17 protein-coding genes are annotated in these 15,664 nt (G+C 69.7%); 8 read left to right on the forward strand and 9 right to left on the reverse strand.

What is annotated here, in order from left to right; genetic code table 11:
• Nucleotides 1-118: 118 nt before the first annotated feature.
• From ACFPMG_RS31150 to ACFPMG_RS31160, 3 genes are all read right to left on the reverse strand, one after another.
• Nucleotides 119-868, reverse strand: coding sequence for an electron transfer flavoprotein subunit beta/FixA family protein (locus ACFPMG_RS31150; protein ID WP_376999513.1), 750 nt, complete (start codon nucleotides 866-868; stop codon nucleotides 119-121).
• A gap of 145 nt (nucleotides 869-1,013) precedes the next feature.
• On the reverse strand, nucleotides 1,014-1,583 hold the full coding sequence (locus ACFPMG_RS31155; protein WP_376999515.1) for a cob(I)yrinic acid a,c-diamide adenosyltransferase: 570 nt from the start codon (nucleotides 1,581-1,583) through the stop codon (nucleotides 1,014-1,016).
• Nucleotides 1,584-1,604: 21 nt separating this feature from the next.
• The gene (locus ACFPMG_RS31160) at nucleotides 1,605-1,799 is read right to left on the reverse strand and encodes a twin transmembrane helix small protein (RefSeq protein ID WP_014197605.1); all 195 of its coding nucleotides are present in this window, start codon (nucleotides 1,797-1,799) and stop codon (nucleotides 1,605-1,607) included.
• Nucleotides 1,800-1,942: 143 nt separating this feature from the next.
• On the opposite strand from ACFPMG_RS31160, the gene ACFPMG_RS31165 reads away from it, so the two are divergent.
• Together ACFPMG_RS31165 and ACFPMG_RS31170 are read left to right on the forward strand one after the other, a co-directional pair.
• Nucleotides 1,943-3,391 (forward strand): GH1 family beta-glucosidase, encoded by a 1,449-nt coding sequence (locus ACFPMG_RS31165; RefSeq protein WP_376999518.1) that lies wholly within the window; start codon nucleotides 1,943-1,945, stop codon nucleotides 3,389-3,391.
• A gap of 32 nt (nucleotides 3,392-3,423) precedes the next feature.
• The gene (locus tag ACFPMG_RS31170) at nucleotides 3,424-3,858 is read left to right on the forward strand and encodes a hypothetical protein (RefSeq protein ID WP_376999520.1); all 435 of its coding nucleotides are present in this window, start codon (nucleotides 3,424-3,426) and stop codon (nucleotides 3,856-3,858) included.
• A 7-nt stretch (nucleotides 3,859-3,865) separates the two neighbouring features.
• Here the strand turns inward: ACFPMG_RS31170 and ACFPMG_RS31175 are convergent, their stop codons facing one another.
• On the reverse strand, nucleotides 3,866-4,126 hold the full coding sequence (locus ACFPMG_RS31175; protein WP_376999522.1) for a hypothetical protein: 261 nt from the start codon (nucleotides 4,124-4,126) through the stop codon (nucleotides 3,866-3,868).
• A 253-nt stretch (nucleotides 4,127-4,379) separates the two neighbouring features.
• Between ACFPMG_RS31175 and ACFPMG_RS31180 the strand changes: the two genes are divergently transcribed.
• Nucleotides 4,380-5,264, forward strand: coding sequence for a peptidoglycan-binding domain-containing protein (locus ACFPMG_RS31180; RefSeq protein ID WP_376999524.1), 885 nt, complete (start codon nucleotides 4,380-4,382; stop codon nucleotides 5,262-5,264).
• A 27-nt stretch (nucleotides 5,265-5,291) separates the two neighbouring features.
• On the opposite strand, the gene ACFPMG_RS31185 is transcribed toward ACFPMG_RS31180, so the two are convergent.
• From ACFPMG_RS31185 to ACFPMG_RS31200, 4 genes are all read right to left on the reverse strand, one after another.
• Nucleotides 5,292-5,534 (reverse strand): DUF1178 family protein, encoded by a 243-nt coding sequence (locus ACFPMG_RS31185; protein WP_174451970.1) that lies wholly within the window; start codon nucleotides 5,532-5,534, stop codon nucleotides 5,292-5,294.
• Between the two features lie 112 nt (nucleotides 5,535-5,646).
• Nucleotides 5,647-6,075: a cupin domain-containing protein gene (locus tag ACFPMG_RS31190; RefSeq protein WP_376999527.1), complete on the reverse strand. Its 429-nt coding sequence runs from the start codon at nucleotides 6,073-6,075 to the stop codon at nucleotides 5,647-5,649.
• Between the two features lie 169 nt (nucleotides 6,076-6,244).
• Nucleotides 6,245-6,937 (reverse strand): endonuclease III domain-containing protein, encoded by a 693-nt coding sequence (locus tag ACFPMG_RS31195; RefSeq protein WP_376999529.1) that lies wholly within the window; start codon nucleotides 6,935-6,937, stop codon nucleotides 6,245-6,247.
• A 222-nt stretch (nucleotides 6,938-7,159) separates the two neighbouring features.
• Nucleotides 7,160-8,566, reverse strand: a complete 1,407-nt coding sequence (locus ACFPMG_RS31200; RefSeq protein ID WP_376999531.1) for a tetratricopeptide repeat protein — start codon at nucleotides 8,564-8,566, stop codon at nucleotides 7,160-7,162.
• Between the two features lie 147 nt (nucleotides 8,567-8,713).
• Between ACFPMG_RS31200 and ACFPMG_RS31205 the strand changes: the two genes are divergently transcribed.
• Nucleotides 8,714-9,955, forward strand: coding sequence for an ABC transporter substrate-binding protein (locus ACFPMG_RS31205; RefSeq protein ID WP_376999533.1), 1,242 nt, complete (start codon nucleotides 8,714-8,716; stop codon nucleotides 9,953-9,955).
• A gap of 61 nt (nucleotides 9,956-10,016) precedes the next feature.
• Here ACFPMG_RS31205 and ACFPMG_RS31210 read toward each other — a convergent pair whose 3' ends face one another.
• A complete protein-coding gene (locus ACFPMG_RS31210) occupies nucleotides 10,017-11,822 on the reverse strand; it encodes a tetratricopeptide repeat protein (protein ID WP_376999535.1) in 1,806 nt (601 codons plus the stop codon).
• Nucleotides 11,823-11,896: 74 nt separating this feature from the next.
• On the opposite strand from ACFPMG_RS31210, the gene ACFPMG_RS31215 reads away from it, so the two are divergent.
• From ACFPMG_RS31215 to ACFPMG_RS31230, 4 genes are all read left to right on the forward strand, one after another.
• A complete protein-coding gene (locus ACFPMG_RS31215) occupies nucleotides 11,897-12,841 on the forward strand; it encodes a L,D-transpeptidase family protein (RefSeq protein WP_376999537.1) in 945 nt (314 codons plus the stop codon).
• A 98-nt stretch (nucleotides 12,842-12,939) separates the two neighbouring features.
• Nucleotides 12,940-13,809, forward strand: coding sequence for a branched-chain amino acid ABC transporter permease (locus ACFPMG_RS31220; protein ID WP_109469516.1), 870 nt, complete (start codon nucleotides 12,940-12,942; stop codon nucleotides 13,807-13,809).
• Nucleotides 13,806-14,795, forward strand: coding sequence for a branched-chain amino acid ABC transporter permease (locus tag ACFPMG_RS31225; RefSeq protein ID WP_376999539.1), 990 nt, complete (start codon nucleotides 13,806-13,808; stop codon nucleotides 14,793-14,795). Before ACFPMG_RS31220 ends, ACFPMG_RS31225 begins: the two co-directional genes overlap by 4 nt.
• Nucleotides 14,795-15,520 (forward strand): ABC transporter ATP-binding protein, encoded by a 726-nt coding sequence (locus ACFPMG_RS31230; protein WP_376999541.1) that lies wholly within the window; start codon nucleotides 14,795-14,797, stop codon nucleotides 15,518-15,520. Before ACFPMG_RS31225 ends, ACFPMG_RS31230 begins: the two co-directional genes overlap by 1 nt.
• Nucleotides 15,521-15,664: the final 144 nt, after the last annotated feature.

Here is a 15,664-nt window from a genome sequence, read left to right on the forward strand (position 1 = left end):
ATCTTGGCGGCGGCGCTGACCGCGTTCAGCGTGGCGGCCTTCAGCGCGGCGTTGTCGTGTTCGGCAATGACGAGAATGGACATGTCAGATCACTTTCCCTTCAAGGCGCACTGGCCCCTCAGATCGCGCGGGCTTCGTTCTTCAGCTTGTCGACCAGGGCGGCCACGTCGGCGACCTTGACGCCGGCCTTGCGCTTGGCCGGCTCGGCGACCTTGAGCGTGGTCAGGCGCGGCGCCACGTCGACACCCAGCGCGTCGGGGGCCAGCGTCTCGATGGGCTTCTTCTTGGCCTTCATGATGTTGGGCAGCGAGGCGTAGCGCGGCTCGTTCAGGCGCAGGTCGGCGGTGACCACGGCGGGCAGCGTCAGCTGCACCGTCTCCAGGCCGCCGTCGATCTCGCGGGTCACGGTGACCGCGCCCTCGCCCGGCACGACCTTGGAGGCGAAGGTGCCCTGCGGCCAGCCCAGCAGGGCGGCGAGCATCTGGCCGGTCTGGTTGCAGTCGTCGTCGATCGCCTGCTTGCCGAGGATGACCAAAGTCGGGCCTTCCTTGTCGACCAGGGCCTTGAGCACCTTGGCGACGGCCAGCGGCTGCGTCTCGGCGTCGGTCTGGACCAGGATGCCGCGGTCGGCGCCCATGGCGAGGCCGGTGCGCAGCGTCTCCTGCGCCGCCGTCGGGCCGACGGTGACCACGATGACCTCGGTCGCCTTGCCGGCTTCCTTGAGGCGGACGGCCTCCTCGACGGCGATCTCGTCGAAGGGGTTCATGCTCATCTTCACGTTGGCGGTCTCAACGCCGGAACCGTCCGCCTTGACGCGGATCTTGACGTTGTAATCGACCACCCGCTTGACCGGGACGAGGACCTTCATATCCCACCCTTTTCTTGAATTATGCAGGCGCACCTTCGCCGCTGGCGCCGAATCGGGCAGCTTGTGACAGCGCTGCGACCATAGGAGTTGATGTTTTGGCTGTCAACGCCGCCTACGCCGCAAGCGCGAAGGAGGCGGAAGTGCATCAACGGTTTGCGCCCGGAACCCACAGCACGTCGGCCGCTCCGTTCGCATTCAGTTTCCGGCTCAGCACGAACAGGTGGTCGGACAGGCGGTTGGCGTATTTCACCGCCGCCGGATTGATCGGTTCCACCTCGGCCAGCTCGGTCATCAGCCGCTCGGCGCGGCGCACCACGGTGCGGGCCAGATGCAGATGCGCCGCCGCCGGCGAGCCGCCGGGCAGGATGAAGGAGTTGAGCGGGGCGAGGTCGGCGTTCATCGCGTCGATCTCCGCCTCCAGCCGGTCCACCTGCGACTCCAGGATGCGCAGCGGCGGGTAGGCCGGGTCCTCCGCCTCCGGCGTGCAGAGGTCGGCGCCCAGATCGAACAGGTCGTTCTGGATTCGCGAAAGCATGGCGTCGGTTTCCGGCTGGTCCGCGGTGTGCAGGCGGACCAGCCCGATGACCGCGTTCGCCTCGTCCACCGTGCCATAGGCGGTGACACGCGGGTCGTGCTTGGGCACGCGGCGCCCGTCGCCGAGCGAGGTCTGGCCGCGGTCCCCGCCGCGGGTGTAGATGCGGGTCAGCTTGACCATGATTCCTGTGGGTGTCCTCAATCAGCCGTGGGTCAGGATGGCGAGCAGGAACAGCACGAGCGCCACCCCCTGGAGCGCCACGCGCATCCGCATCGCCCGGTTCGATTTGCGCGAATCGCCCTGTCCGCCGCGCGCCATGAAGAACAGCCCGGAGAACAGCGACGCCACGACGAGGCCGAGCGCCACGATCAGCAGAAACATGACGAGTCCGTTCATGGCGCCATCATACCTCACGGTCCAGGTTACGCCCACACCGGCCAAACCGGTTACACGGGCATTCCGATGCGAGGCGCCTGTTGCGCTGACGCCCGGTCTTCTTACATTGTCGCGGACGACCCGGACGGCGAGAGGAATTCGGTATGCGGCGGCGGAGTTTCCTGAAGGCGGCGGCGGCCACCGGTCTGGCGGCATCGGCCGGGGCCTTTCTGACGACGCGCCGCGCCGCGGTGGCCCAGCCGTCGGAAGTGCTGGCCGCCTTCCCCGACAAGTTCATCTGGGGCGCCTCGACCTCCTCCTATCAGATCGAGGGGGCGGTCACCGCCGGCGGGCGCGGCCCCAGCGTGTGGGACACCTTCAGCCATTCCTTCGGCAAGGTGGCGAACGGCGACACCGGCGACGTGGCCTGCGACCATTACAACCGCTACGCCGAGGACGTCGACCTCATGGCGAAGGCGGGGATGAACGCCTACCGCTTCTCCGTCGCCTGGCCGCGCGTCCAACCGACCGGCACCGGCTCGGCCAACGCCGAGGGGCTGGACTTCTACGACCGGCTGACCGACGCGCTGCTGGCCAAGGGCATCGCGCCCTGGCCCTGCCTGTACCATTGGGACCTGCCCCAGGCCCTTCAGGACCGCGGCGGCTGGACCAACCGGGACATTGCCGGCTGGTTCACCGACTACGCCCAACTCGTCGCCGCGCGGATCGGCGACCGGGCCAAGCATTGGACCATGCTGAACGAGCCGTCCGTCCACGCCATCTTCGGTCACGGGCTGGGCGGGCACGCGCCGGGGATGACCGGCAAGGGCAACTACTTCAAGGCGATCCACCACCAGAACCTCGCCCAGGGCATGGCGCTGAAGGCTCTGCGCGCGGCGGGCGGGGCCAAGGGCTGGCAGCTCGGCACCGTGCTGTCGCTCCAGCCGGTCTGGCCGGTCGGCGGGCTGGACGCCAATTACGCGGCCTCGCTGATGTGGGACGCCGTGTGGAACCGCGCCTGCCTCGACCCGCTGCTGCGCGGGGAGTATCCGGAACTGCTGCGCGACGGCTTCGCCCCGCTGGTCAAGGCCGGCGACCTGGAGGCGATTCGCCAGCCCATCGACTTCCTTGGCATCAACTACTACAGCCGGATGCACCAGCAGCCGGACCCGGCGGGCCTGTTCGGCACCGGCTACGGCTCCCCGCCGGAGGGTACGCCGACGACCGGGATGGGCTGGCCGGTGGAGCCGGACGGCATCGCCGAGATCCTGATCGAGCTGAAGCAGGAGTACGGCAACCCGCCGGTCTACGTGATGGAGAACGGAGCCGCCTATCCCGAGCAGGCCGGGCCGAAGGGCTTTGTCCAGGACAACGACCGCATCAGCTACCTGCGCCGACACATGCTGGCCGGCCATCAGGCGCTGGAGGAGGGGGTCGACCTGCGGGGCTGGTTCGTGTGGAGCCTGCTGGACAATTTCGAGTGGGCCGAGGGCTACCAGCGCCGCTTCGGCCTGATCGAGGTGGACCGCCAGACCTTGGAGCGCCGTCCCAAGGCCAGCTACCGCTGGTACGCCGACGTGATCCGCAAGAAGGGCGTTCCGACCTCGGTGTAAGGGGTACGGTTCAAGGGGATGGGGCTGCGATCATGGCGCCTGTTGCCGCCGGCCAGCCGACGCGTTTCGCCATCCAGAAGGCGCGCGGCAAGGGCTGGAAGACCTTGGAGGTCGGGGAGGACCTCGACCACGCACGCGCCCGCTTCAACCTGATGGTGCGGGTGAATCCGCGCGCCTATTTCCGCCTGATCCAGCTCGACCACAACGCCGGGGCCGGCGGCGACGGGATCGAGTTCAACTGGAAGCTCGTCGAGCTGCATGACCCCAACCAGGGGAGAGCGGCCGGGACGGAACGCAAGCCCGCTCCGGCGAGGCCGGCGCCCAGCGCCGCCGCCAGAGGCGCGACCAACGGGCCACGGCGGCGGGAGAGGGTGGCGCTGCCGCTGCGCTTCTACGCCGCGGTGGTGGTGGCCGGGGTGCTGATCGGCGGTCTGCTCTATCTGCGCTACGGCCTGCCGGGGCCGTGAAGACGGATCAATCCTCGGCCGTGTAGCCCTTGCGGCGCATGCACAGGGCGAAGATTTCCTTGCGGTAGCGGAATTGTGGTGTCTCCGGCAACGGCCGGTAGGGATAGCCGCGCAGGCGCATGGTGTTGTCCACCTGCTCGGTACACTCGTCATAGGCGGCGGTCGCCGTGGTTTCCGTGGCCGTCCACTCCCGGTAGGCCGGGGTGCTGCCGCAAGCGGTCAGCAGCAACGCTCCGCCCGCCAGGATCGCATGTCTCAAGGTCGCCATGCCATGGCCTCCCGCAAAGCGCCCCAGGAGGCGCCATGTGTGGATCTATACCACGTTTTTGCGCGCGCATCGGTTAACGGATGGGGAATCGGCCGGTCCTTCCGGGGGTGCCGAGGGGAGGGGGACCTGATGCCGCCGCAACGCAGGCGCACAAAAATCGCGCCCGGAAATCCGCCGCAATCTGGTAACACCGTTGGGCATTCGCGATATTGGGCAAGTGATGTTCGGTTGGCGTCTCGAACGGAGGATGGTCATGACGGGTGGTTCGCGCCGCGCGGTCGCGTTGGCTGTGGTGGTGCCGGTTCTGGCGGCTGGTCTGCTGGCGGGCGCTCCGGTGCGGGCGCAATCGACCGCGGACATCCAATGGGCCCAGACCATCCTGAAGGACAAGGGCTACAACATCGGCGGGCGGGCCAACGGCCAGATGCACGCCGAGACGAAAGCGGCGCTCGGCAAGTATCAGGCCGCCCACGGACTGCCGGTGACCAACCAGCTCGACAAGGCGACCATCGCCAAGATGATGGGCGAGCGGGAAGGCAAGGTCCCCGCGACGGTCGGGAACCTCGCCCAGCAGAAGGTCGGCGGCGGCGGTCCCGGACAGGCGCCGCGCGAGCCGCAGCGCGAGGTGGTGCCCCGCGCTGCGCCCACCCAGCGGATCGACAGCGGGACGGGCAGCGTCGGCGGCGGCGCGCAGTTCAGCGCCGGCCCGCCCGTGACCAGCAGCAGTTCCTCGTCCGGCGCCCCCGCTTCGTCGGCCCCCGCCACCTCCGCTATGGCGTCTTCACAGGGGCAGGGGCCGGTGCCGCAAGCCGCGCCGCGGGCCAGCGTCACCGCGACCACGCCGTCCGGTCAGCCGGTGCCGGTGGTCGAGGCGGCGGCGGACAGCGGGTCGATGCTGCCGGGCTGGGCCGCCAACGGCGCCCGTTACGGCGTGATGGGGGTGATCGGGGCGACGGTGCTCGGCATCGGCTTCGCGTGGTGGCGCAGCGGGCGGGCCAACGCCGCGCGGCCGGCGCCGCGCAACGACGGCCCGCGCGACCAGCGCCGCGAGCCGAGCTTCGGCAGCGGCCGCCGTCGGGAGGAGCTGACCACCGGCGCCCTGCCGCCGCTCAGCAGCGGCGGACGCGGACGGCGGTAGGACACCGTCTTCTTAGGCCATCTCGCTTCAGGCCATCTGCGACATCGGGCACATGGCGTTGCCGCAGCCGGACGGGTTGCAGGCGGGCATCGGCGCGGGCGACGGCTTGGACGCGCCGACGCGCGGCGCCATGATCGCCTTCGACACCTCGGTCCCGCCGCAGGACGGGCAGGACAGGCCGTCGGCCTTGCGGGTGTCGTAATCGGCCATGTTCTTGAACCACTGTTCGAATTCGTGGCCGCAGGCGCAGCGCAGGGCGTAGAGGATCATCGCGGGGTCCCTGGGTGGAATGGGCAACGGTGGGGTGGCGACCATGGCCGAGCTTCGCCGCTCCCCGCGATGACGTGAATCAAACCGCCGCGCTCCGGCCTGGGGAACGGGTCTATTGCGGGCGCTCCGACAGGGCGACGCCCTCCGCGCTGGGATAGACCGACAGCAGCCGCACCGGCTTGTCGCTCAGGTTGCGGCCGCTGTGCCACGCCGCCTGCTCCATGTAGGAATCGCCGGCCTTGTAGACCTGCGTCGGCATGCTGTCGCTGGCGATGGTCAACTCGCCCTCCAGGATGTAGATGAACGGCGAAACGGCGTGCCGGTGGCGGATGATCTCACCGCCGGGCGGCAGTTCGACCAGCCGCGCCGTCACCAGAGGTTTCCCGTCCGGGTAGGCGAAGGCCTTGCCGTCCGCGGTGGTCGTGGCCTGAAGCAGGGTCTTGACGATCGGCCCCGGCGCCGCTGGCTTGTCCTGCGCGGAGGCCCCGCCGGCCAGGGCGATGAGCGCAGCGGTGGCCAGGGTGGTACGAAGGATGGCCACCGTCCGCAAACAGTTTCTCACGATCATCGCGTGCGCTCCATGCCGTGGTCTTGAAAGGACTCTGGCTGCATATCTGTGGCGACATGTCGAAAATGGAGATAATCCATGATGAAGTGCAACCGATTGTCGCGACCTGCGGCGAAGTGCGGCAGCTGGGGGCCTCGCCGCCTCAACGGTGGGTCGTCACCCCCACCTGCCGGCACATGGACAGCAGGGCGCAGGTCGAGCAGCGCGGGCGGTCGCCGGTGCAGATCCATTTGCCGAAGGGCACCAGCCGCTCGTTGATCTCCACCCAGTAATGGCGGGGCAGCAGCTCCATCAGCGCGACCATGGTGCGTTCCGGCGTCGGGGCGGCGACGAAGCCCCAGCGGTTGACGATCCGGTGCACATGCACGTCCACCGCCACCGCCGGAATGCCGAACCCGACCGCCAGGGTCAGCGCCGCGATCTTCGGGCCGACTCCGTGGAAGGCCATCAGGGCGTCCGGCGTGTCGGGAACCTCGCCGCCGTGCTCCGTGATGATGCGGCGGGACAGCGCCCGGATGTCGCGGGCCTTCGGCTCTGGGAAGGTAGCGCCGTCGAGCAGTCGGGTCAGCTCCTCCGGCGTCAGGGCGACCATCTGCTGTGGCGTGCGCGCCACCGCGAACAGCCGCTCGCACACGACGATGGTCGTTTCGTCGCGCGTCCGTGCGGAGATCAGGCTGCCGACCAGCTGCTCGAAGGGGCTGCCATAGCCGCGGTCGCGCAGCGCGAACATGGCGGCCTTCGGGCGTCCGGCCACGGCCTGGCGCAGGCGCCGGAACGCCTCGTCGATGTCGAAGGGGTCCTTGTCGGCGAGAGGGGGCGCGGAGCGCAGGGGCATGATCGGTCGCTGGCATGGTGAAGGGAGCCACACCGAAACAGCGGGCAGGGCAGGGTTGCTCCCCATTTCCCTTTGCAAGGCCGTGCTATTTCAACGAATTAGAAAGTCTTAAATTAGAGGAAGCCGTGACCATGGCGACGGAGACGTTCGACCCGTTCGCTGTGGGCCAGTTCGCAGCGGACCAGTTCGCCTTGGACAAGGCCGGCTGACCGGCCCCCCTTCCTACCCGGCGCTCGAGAACAGCGGGCGGCGCAGGCGGCCGGTGGCGATCTCGGCGCGCAGCGCGTCGGCGTCCATGGCTTGGATGCGCTCCAGCTCCGCCTTGTTGGCGTCGATGAAGGGGTTCCGGTCGGTGGAGTTCTCGGGCCGCGCGTGCTCCAGATGGTAGAGCGGCCCAGGCACCCGCTCGACCCGCAGGCCCAGACGGCGCAGCCGCTCGACGATCTCGTCGTCCTCATAGCCCCAGGAGACGAAGCGCTCGTTGTAGCCGCCCGCCGCCAGCAGCGTCGCCCGGTCGAAGAAGGCGCCGCCGCCCGGCGAATCGCGGTGCATCAGCGGGAAGCGCGGGCAGACCGCGTTCAGCGGCGCTGCCGACAGGGTGTGGCCGAAGCGATGGACCTCCCGACCCAGAATCCAGAAGAACAGCCCGTTGTAGGGAAAGGCCATCACCGCCCCGCCGCGCACCGCGTCGCGGGCCAGCGCGTACTGCACGGGATCGACCACGACGTCGGTGTCGTGCAGGGCGACGACGGGGGTTTCCGCCGCCTCGACCATGCGGTTGAGCAGGTGGGCCTTGTGGGTGAAGGGCGTGTCGTTGCCGGTCAGATGCAGGTGCCGGCAGCGGGCGGCCAGCTCCGGCCCCAGCGCGTCGGCGACGTCGCTCGGCCCCGCCTTGTCCTCGCCGATCAGGACGGTGGTGTCGGCGTGCTTAAGGAGGAAGGAGACGATCCAGCGCAGGTTGCGCTTGCGGTCGGCGCTGTCGGCGCGGAAGGGGACCAGGACGGTGACGTCGCGCAGGTCCAGCCGCCCGTCCGGCCCGGCCCCGTCGAGGATCGCCCGGCGGGCGCGGTAGGCCGCGGCCTGCGCCGCCAGCCGCTCGCGCGCCCCCTCGTCCCGCGGGTCGATGGCGAGGGCCATTTCGTAGAAGGACACGGCGGCGCCGGGGCGCCCGAGATCGGCTTCGATGTCGCCCTTCTGCCGCCAGCCGGGGACGAAATGCGGGTGGCGGGCCAGCAGCGCGTCCAGCACCTCCAGCGCTTCCCCGATGCGGCCGATGGCCTGCAGGGCCTCGCTCAGGTGATACTCGGCGTCGGGAAAATCGGGGCGCAGCGCCAGAGCGCGGCGGTAGGCGGCGATCGCCTCCTCCGTCCGCCAGGCGACGTGGAGCAGGGCGCCGAGGTTGAAGTGCGCGTCGGCGTCGCCGCCGTCCAGTTCCACCGAACGCGCGATCATCGCCATGCCGCGCTCCCGGTCGCCGCCCAGCGCGGCGAGCAGGCCCAGCCGGTGCAGCGCGTCCGGGTTGTCGGGATCGGCGTCCAGGATTCGCCCGTACAGGTCCATCGCCTCGGCCTGCCGCCCGGCCTTCAGATGGTCAAGCGCGATGCCGAGCGCCTCCTCGATGGTCGCCATTCGGTGGGGTCCGTTTCGTCCGTGTGTCGCCTTCCGGCGGATTCCACTTTGACACAAAGGCAATTGCGGGGAAATCATCCGCTCCGGGACCACGCCTCAGGGAAACACCCGATAATGAACGATCATCGCATCAGCAAGAATGGGTCCATGGGAGGACTCACCCGCCGTCAGTTCGGCACCGCCGCGGCCTCGGTCGCTCTCTCGGCTGGCGCGCTCGCCGCCTTCGGCCGGGCGCCGGCCTTCGCGCAGGGCACCGCACTGAAGGTGGGCGTGCTGCTGCCCCGCTCCGGCCTGCTCGCCCAGGCGGGCCAGGCCTGCCAGCGCGGCGCGGAAATCGCGCCGGCCATCCTCGGCGAGCTCGGCTACAAGGTCGAGATCCTGTCAGCCGACACCGAATCGAACGTGGACGTCGCCCGCTCGCGCGCCGAGAAGCTGATCAACGACGGCGCCAACGTCATTGTCGGCGCCTTCGACAGCGGCCAGACCGCCGCCGCCGCACAGGTCTGCGAACAGCGCGGCGTGCCGCTGGTGATGAACATCGCCGCCGCCGACCGCCTGACCGAGCAGGGCTACAAGACCGTCTTCCGCAACTTCCCGACCTCGACCATGCTGGTCACCAACGGTCTGGCGCTGATGAAGGATCTGTTCGCGGTCAGCGGCGTCACCCCGAAGACGGCGGTGTTCCTGCACGCCAACGACACCTTCGGCATGGCGAACAAGCAGGCGATGGACGCCCTGTTCCCGAAGCTGGACATGCCCTTCGGCATCGTCGACAGCATCTCCTACGACCCCAAGGCCCAGGACCTCGCGGTCGAGGTGGCCAAGGCCAAGGCGACCGGCGCCGAACTCGCCATCGTCACCACCCGCGCCAACGACGCCATCATGCTGGTGCGCGAGATGGTCAAGCAGCGCTGGGAGCCCAAGGGCATCGTCTCCCCCGGCTCGCCCGGCCTGTATGACGAGCAGTTCTACAAGGTGCTGGGCAAGTACGCCGACTACGCCATCACCAACCTGCCCTGGTACGATCCCAAGGCGGAGCTGACCAAGCGCGTCGAGGTGGCCTTCAAGAAGCAGTATCCGAACGACCGCTTCGAGGGCTACGCCTTCAACGTCGCCTTCACGCTGGAGGCGATCCTGGTCGCCGCCGACGCCTTCAAGCGCGCCGGCACCGCGGAGCCGGCCACCCTGCTGGAGGCGCTGCGCCAGACCAACCTGAAGGACAAAATGATGGTCGGCCCGGCCATCACCTTCGACGAGAAGGGGCAGAACACCCAGCTCGTCTCCGCCTGCCTGCAGAACCGCAACCTGCGCCCGACCGTGGTTCTGCCCAAGGATTCGGCGGAGATGGACCCGGTGTTCCCGATGCCGGGCTGGGGCAAGCGCGCCTGATCGAGGGAGTGTGAGACGGGAGGCGACGCGGTCACAAAGGGCCGCGTCGCCTCCCTTGTTGTTATGCCGTCTGGGCTTCCAGCGCGTAGGCCAGCAGCCGTTCCACCGACGCGCGGCGGTCGCCGGCCGCGGCGAAGCGGGCGCGGGCGTCGGTGGACTGCCGGTCGCGGAAGGCCGCGTCGCTGGCCAGGGCGGCGGCGCGCTCCAGATAGGCCGCGTCGTCGGCCACCGTGAAGGCCGGTCCGGCCACGGTCGCCACGTCGCCCGCCGCGATGGTCACCACCGGAACCCCGTCGGCCAGCGCGAAGGCCGCGCTGCCGCCGCCGCCCTGGCGGCGCGGGTTGAGATAGGCGGTGGCGAGGCGGTGCAGCGCCCGCACATCCTCGACGTCGCCCAGCGTGTGGACGCGGTCGGAATTGCGCAGGGCGGCGATACGCTGCGGCAGCGCGTCCACGCCGCCGGCGACGGCGATCCGGGCCTCCGGCAGGCGGTCGAGCAGCGAATCAGCCAACGCCAGGAAGTCCGGCCCGGCCTCCTGGTCCAGGCGGTTGCCGACCACGAGGAAGAGCGATCCCCCATCCGGCCCGGCTTCGGGGATGCCAAAATCGGCGCGGTTGCGCTCCGGCCCGGTGGGCGGCAGGGTCCAGCCGAAGGAGAAGGGGCGGAAGCGTTCCGCCATGTCCGCCGGCCAACCCGCGGCGGTGTCGGCCTCGCCATAACCCAGCACCAGCCGGGCCATCGACAGCGGCAGGCCGGAGGAGGTCGGCAGGCAGATCACCGGGCGGGCGCCGGAGAACAGGTCGGCCACCACGTTGGACCCGCCGAAGGCGACGATGGCGTCGGGGTCGAATCCGTCCACGTAATCGACGATGGCGTTCACCTTCTCCTCGTCGAAGCGCTTCTGCGGGAAGGACATCATGCGGACCCGCGCGCCGAAGGCGGCGATGACCTGCTCCCCCTCATACTCCTCGGTGATGTTGTAGGAATATTCGGGGACGAAGCCGTTCTCGCCGGTGATCGCCATGGCGTTCGAGTTGATGATGACCACCTCGCGCCCGAACTCGTCCTGCAGGCGGCGGGCGAAGTCGAAGGCGTCCGCCGTGGGCTGGTGGCCGGCGCCCAGCATCTGGTTGGTGATCAGGGCGATCCGCTGCACCGCGTCGCGCGGCGTGGCGCGCTTCATGCGGCGGCGCAGGTGGTAGCGCAGCGCCGTCTCATCCACCATCAGGCGGTAGTAGTCGGTGAGATTTCCGGACTGGAACGCGCCGGAGTCGCCGCGCCGCGCCGCGCCCTGGAACAGCTGCATCGCCATGCCCCAGAAGGCGTAATGGATCGACGGCACGGTGAAGCGCATCGGGTCTTCCAGGACGGCGTCCGTCAGCGCCTCGTAATGGGTGACATCGCCGTCGAGCAGGAACAGCAGCGAATGGCGGCGCATCACGTCGCCCATGGCGTACGCCGCGTCGACCTCGGCGGCCGCGGCGCGGCGGGTCTCGTCGTCGTAGCGGCGGATCAGCCCGGCCAGCGCGCTGACGTTGCCCCAGCCCTCGCCCTCGTTGGTCAGCAGGGTCAGGGCGCGGGCGAAGCTCAGCGCCGCGTCGCGGCTCTGGCCGGTGGCGTGCAGGGCGTGGCCCAGGTTGGCGTGCAGCAGGGGCGAGGTCGGGTCGCCGGCCACCGCCCGTCCGATCAGGTCCACGGCTTCCGCCGGTCGCCCGCTCTGCAGCCCGATGACGCCAAGCAGGTGCAGCGCGTCCGGATGGCCGGGCGACGCCGCCAGCACCTCCCGGTACAGGCTTTCCGCCTCCGTGGTGCGACCGGCGCGGTGGTGTTCGGTCGCGACGGCCAGCGTCTGTTCGATGGTGTCCATGGTCGGCGTTCCTGCTGCTTGGTCCCTGACGGCATGTTTACGCGCTTTTAGGGCGGATGCGCTGAACTTTTCCCATGCAGCGCACCGCGACATTCTTGTGGCATCTCGTCCCGACGGCAACCCTGGCGATTGCCCTTGCGCTCGTTTCGCCCGGCACCCCGCGCGCGCAGGACGGCACCACCACCGCCGAATCCACTCAGGCGCGGCAAATCGTCATCAGCTTGACGGAGCGCCGGCTTCACTTGCTGGCGGACGGGCGCCCGCCGCGTTCCTTTCCGGTCGCCATCGGGCGGCCCGGCGTGGCGATTCCGCTGGGGGACAGCCAAGTCCTGCGCAAACGGCGCGACCCGACTTGGCGCCCCACCGCCAACCAGCGCCGGGAAAACCCGGCGCTGCCGGCGTCGGTGCCGCCGGGGCCGTCCAACCCGCTGGGCAGGTTCGCGCTCGACCTCGGCTGGACGGCCATCGCCATCCACGGCACCAACGAGCCGGATTCGGTGGGCCGACGGGCCAGCGGCGGCTGCTTCCGCATGCTGCCCGACGACATCGCCGCCCTGTTCGAGGCGGTGCCGGTCGGAACCCCCGTCCGAGTCGTCTCCGGGCCGGCCGCCATCCCGTCGACGCAACCCGCCGTCGCGGTTGCCGCGGCCGCTCCCCCGCCACCAATCCTGTCGCCGTCACCAAAGGCTGCGCCACCGCCGCTTCCCGTCCTTCCCGACCCGCGCTGCGCCACGGCCGGCGCACCGCTGCGCCGGATGATCTGCACGGTGCCGGACCTTGCCGCGCTGGACGGGAGGGCGCGCGGGCTGCACCAGCGCCACCTCGCCGCCCTCCCGGCGGAGCGCCGCGACGCCGCGGCCTATGCGCTGCTCCAGGAGGAGCGCCGCTTCGACGACCGCATCACCGCCCGCTGCTGGGTCCGCCGCGGCATGGAGGAGGATCCGGCGGTCGCCACTGCCGCGGAGGCCTGCCTGCACGACGCCCTGAGCGCCCGTCTGGAGGAGGCAAAGCGCCGCTGAGCGCCACCGGATCCGCACAGGAAACTTGTCACGACTACGAAGGACTGCTACGCCGCACAGGCTTGGCCATCCGGGGCTCTCCCAAGGGCGAATGATGCATGCCGTTTGACTATTACCTGAACATCGCCGCGTCGGGCCTGCTGACCGGGCTGGTCTACGGGCTGGCGGCCCTCGGCCTGTCGGTCATCTTCGGCGTCGTGCGCGTGGTCAACTTCGCGCATGGCGAGATGATGGTCGCCGGCATGTACGGCGCCGTGCTGCTGGCCAGTCTGCTCGGGCTCGACCCGATCCTGGCGGCGCCGGTGGTGGCGGCGGTGCTGTTCGCCTTTGGCTGGGTGCTGCAGCGCGGGCTGGTCAACCGCTTCGTGGAGCGGCCCGAGCACATGCAGTTCATCCTGCTGCTGGGCATCGCGACGATCATCCTGAACGCCATGCTGATGCTGTTCGGGCCGGATTCGCGCAACGTCATGGTGCCCTACAGCTTCGACACGGTGGAGATCGGACCGCTGCTGCTCGACGCGGTGCGGCTGCGCGCCGGGGCCGGGGCGATCGTGGTGACGGTGGCGCTGTTCGCCTTCTTCCGCTTCAGCCGCACCGGCAAGGCCATCCGCGCCTGCGCCGACAACCCGCTGGGCGCCCGAGTCGTCGGGCTGAACATCGACGGCCTCTACGCGCTGACCTTCGGCATCGGCGCCGGGGTGGTCGGCATCGCCGGCGCGCTGATGACGCTGCTGGTCGACTCCCGGCCCCAGCTCGCGCCGGAGTACACGCTGCTCAGCTTCATCATCGTCATCGTCGGCGGGCTGGGCAGCCTGCCGGGCGCGCTGCTGGGCGGCATGCTGATCGGCTTCTCGGAGGCGATGGCCGGCTTCCTGCTGGACCCCTCGCTCAAATCCCTCTTCAGCTATGGTGTGCTGATCGTGGTGTTGCTGCTGCGCCCGCAGGGCCTGCTGGGGAAACGCTCGTGACGGGGCGCGGGATCGTCCTTCTGGTGCTGTGCGGCGTGCTGCTGCTGGCCGCGCCGATGGTCGCCGACCGTTACGTCCTGTCGGTGCTGACCACGGTGCTGTGGTTCGCCTATGTCGGGCAGGCGTGGAACGTGATGATGGGCTTCTCCGGCCTGCTGTCGCTGGGCCACGCGCTCTATGTCGGGCTGGGGGCCTACGCCAGCGCCGCGCTGTTCGTGCATTTCGGGATCGGTCCCTGGGCCGGGATGTGGGTGGCCATGCTGGCGGCGACGGCGGCGGGCGGATTCATCGGCTTCCTGGGCTTCCGCTTCGGGGTGCGCGGCGTGCATTTCGCGCTGCTGACCATCGCCTTCGCCGAGGTCGCGCGCATCGGCTTCGACCATCTGCAATGGTTCGGCGGCTCGGGCGGCTTCTTCATCCCGGTGGCGGGCGACGCCGGCAACGACCTGCTGAACCTGCGCGGCTCGCCGGAGCTGTTCTACTACGTGATCCTGGCGCTGGTGCTGGCCGCGCTGGCCCTGTCGCGGGTCCTGCTGCACAGCCGCCTCGGCTACCAGTGGCTGGCCGTGCGCGAGGAGCCGGAGGCGGCGGAGGCGGTCGGCGTCGACCTGTTCCGCGCCCGCATCGCGGCGGTGGCCGTGTCCTCCGCCCTGACGGCGCTGGGCGGCGTGTTCCAGGCCTTCTACTTCAACAACCTGTTCCCCGAGCAGGTCTTCTCCATGGGCCGCTCCATCGAGATCATCCTGCCGGCCATCGTCGGCGGCATCGGCACGCTGATCGGGCCGATCCTCGGGGCTTTCATCCTGACCCCGCTGGGCGAGCTGCTGACCTTCCTGATCGAGGTGACCGGCTTCGACCTGCCGGGCCTGAAGCAGCTGTTCTACGGGGTGGCGCTGGTGGTGATCGTCGTCTACCGCCCGGACGGGGTGTGGCCGTGGTTGGCCGACCGGCTGGGCCTCGTCCGCCGCCCCGGGGAGGACGCGTGATGGCGGGGCTTCTGGAGGTCGAGGGCCTGTCCAAGCGGTTCCGCGGGCTGAAGGCCGTTTCCAACGTCAGCTTCTCCGTGCCGGAGGGCCGGATCGTCGCGCTGATCGGCCCGAACGGCGCCGGCAAGACGACCACCTTCAACCTGATCGCCGGTGTCTTCCCGCCCGACGAGGGGCGGGTGCATCTGAAGGGGGCGCCGATCACCGGGCTGAAGCCCAACCGCATCTGTGCCGCGGGCATCGGGCGGACCTTCCAGATCGTCAAGCCGTTCGGGCAGCTGTCGGTCGAGGAGAACGTGATCGTCGGCGCGCTGGCCCGCGAACGGTCGGTGGCGGCGGCGCGCGACCACGCGCGGATGGTGCTGGACCGGCTGGGTTTGGCCGATCAGGCCGCCCGTCCGGCGCGCAGCCTGACCCTGCCGGACCGCAAGCGGCTGGAGGTCGCCCGCGCGCTCGCCACCCGCCCGATCCTGCTGCTGCTGGACGAGGTGCTGGCCGGTCTGCGCCCAACCGAGGTCGACCGCATGGTCGAGGTGTTGCGCGACCTGAACCGGCGCGAGGGCATGACGATTTTGATGATCGAACATGTGATGCGCGCCGTGATGGCCCTGTCCGACCAGGTTGTCGTGCTGGATCACGGGGAGAAGATTGCCGATGGCCTGCCCGCAGACGTTGTGGCAAACCCCAAGGTGATCGAATCGTACCTGGGCGCCGAGGATATCTGACCGGCCGGTCGCAACGGCCAGGCTTGGTGCTGGAAACACTCCCTTAATGTTTGTTGGTCCATCATTCGTTCCCGGATGAGGGCGGCGACCGACACTGCAACGTCCGGTCGAGAAAAGAAGCGTCCGACAAGGGTGCTGCACGGG

It is taken from the genome of Azospirillum himalayense (genome assembly GCF_042657465.1).
Classification (GTDB): Bacteria; Pseudomonadota; Alphaproteobacteria; order Azospirillales; family Azospirillaceae; genus Azospirillum; species Azospirillum himalayense.

What these genes read in the sequence shown, in the direction of transcription:
- ACFPMG_RS31150 (WP_376999513.1), bottom strand. Translation starts at nt 868, where the DNA reads ATGAAGGTCCTCGTCCCGGTCAAGCGGGTGGTCGATTACAACGTCAAG.
- ACFPMG_RS31155 (WP_376999515.1), bottom strand. Translation starts at nt 1,583, where the DNA reads ATGGTCAAGCTGACCCGCATCTACACCCGCGGCGGGGACCGCGGCCAG.
- ACFPMG_RS31160 (WP_014197605.1), bottom strand. Translation starts at nt 1,799, where the DNA reads ATGAACGGACTCGTCATGTTTCTGCTGATCGTGGCGCTCGGCCTCGTC.
- ACFPMG_RS31165 (WP_376999518.1), top strand. Translation starts at nt 1,943, where the DNA reads ATGCGGCGGCGGAGTTTCCTGAAGGCGGCGGCGGCCACCGGTCTGGCG.
- ACFPMG_RS31170 (WP_376999520.1), top strand. Translation starts at nt 3,424, where the DNA reads ATGGCGCCTGTTGCCGCCGGCCAGCCGACGCGTTTCGCCATCCAGAAG.
- ACFPMG_RS31175 (WP_376999522.1), bottom strand. Translation starts at nt 4,126, where the DNA reads ATGGCGACCTTGAGACATGCGATCCTGGCGGGCGGAGCGTTGCTGCTG.
- ACFPMG_RS31180 (WP_376999524.1), top strand. Translation starts at nt 4,380, where the DNA reads ATGACGGGTGGTTCGCGCCGCGCGGTCGCGTTGGCTGTGGTGGTGCCG.
- ACFPMG_RS31185 (WP_174451970.1), bottom strand. Translation starts at nt 5,534, where the DNA reads ATGATCCTCTACGCCCTGCGCTGCGCCTGCGGCCACGAATTCGAACAG.
- ACFPMG_RS31195 (WP_376999529.1), bottom strand. Translation starts at nt 6,937, where the DNA reads ATGCCCCTGCGCTCCGCGCCCCCTCTCGCCGACAAGGACCCCTTCGAC.
- ACFPMG_RS31200 (WP_376999531.1), bottom strand. Translation starts at nt 8,566, where the DNA reads ATGGCGACCATCGAGGAGGCGCTCGGCATCGCGCTTGACCATCTGAAG.
- ACFPMG_RS31205 (WP_376999533.1), top strand. Translation starts at nt 8,714, where the DNA reads ATGGGAGGACTCACCCGCCGTCAGTTCGGCACCGCCGCGGCCTCGGTC.
- ACFPMG_RS31210 (WP_376999535.1), bottom strand. Translation starts at nt 11,822, where the DNA reads ATGGACACCATCGAACAGACGCTGGCCGTCGCGACCGAACACCACCGC.
- ACFPMG_RS31215 (WP_376999537.1), top strand. Translation starts at nt 11,897, where the DNA reads ATGCAGCGCACCGCGACATTCTTGTGGCATCTCGTCCCGACGGCAACC.
- ACFPMG_RS31220 (WP_109469516.1), top strand. Translation starts at nt 12,940, where the DNA reads ATGCCGTTTGACTATTACCTGAACATCGCCGCGTCGGGCCTGCTGACC.
- ACFPMG_RS31230 (WP_376999541.1), top strand. Translation starts at nt 14,795, where the DNA reads ATGGCGGGGCTTCTGGAGGTCGAGGGCCTGTCCAAGCGGTTCCGCGGG.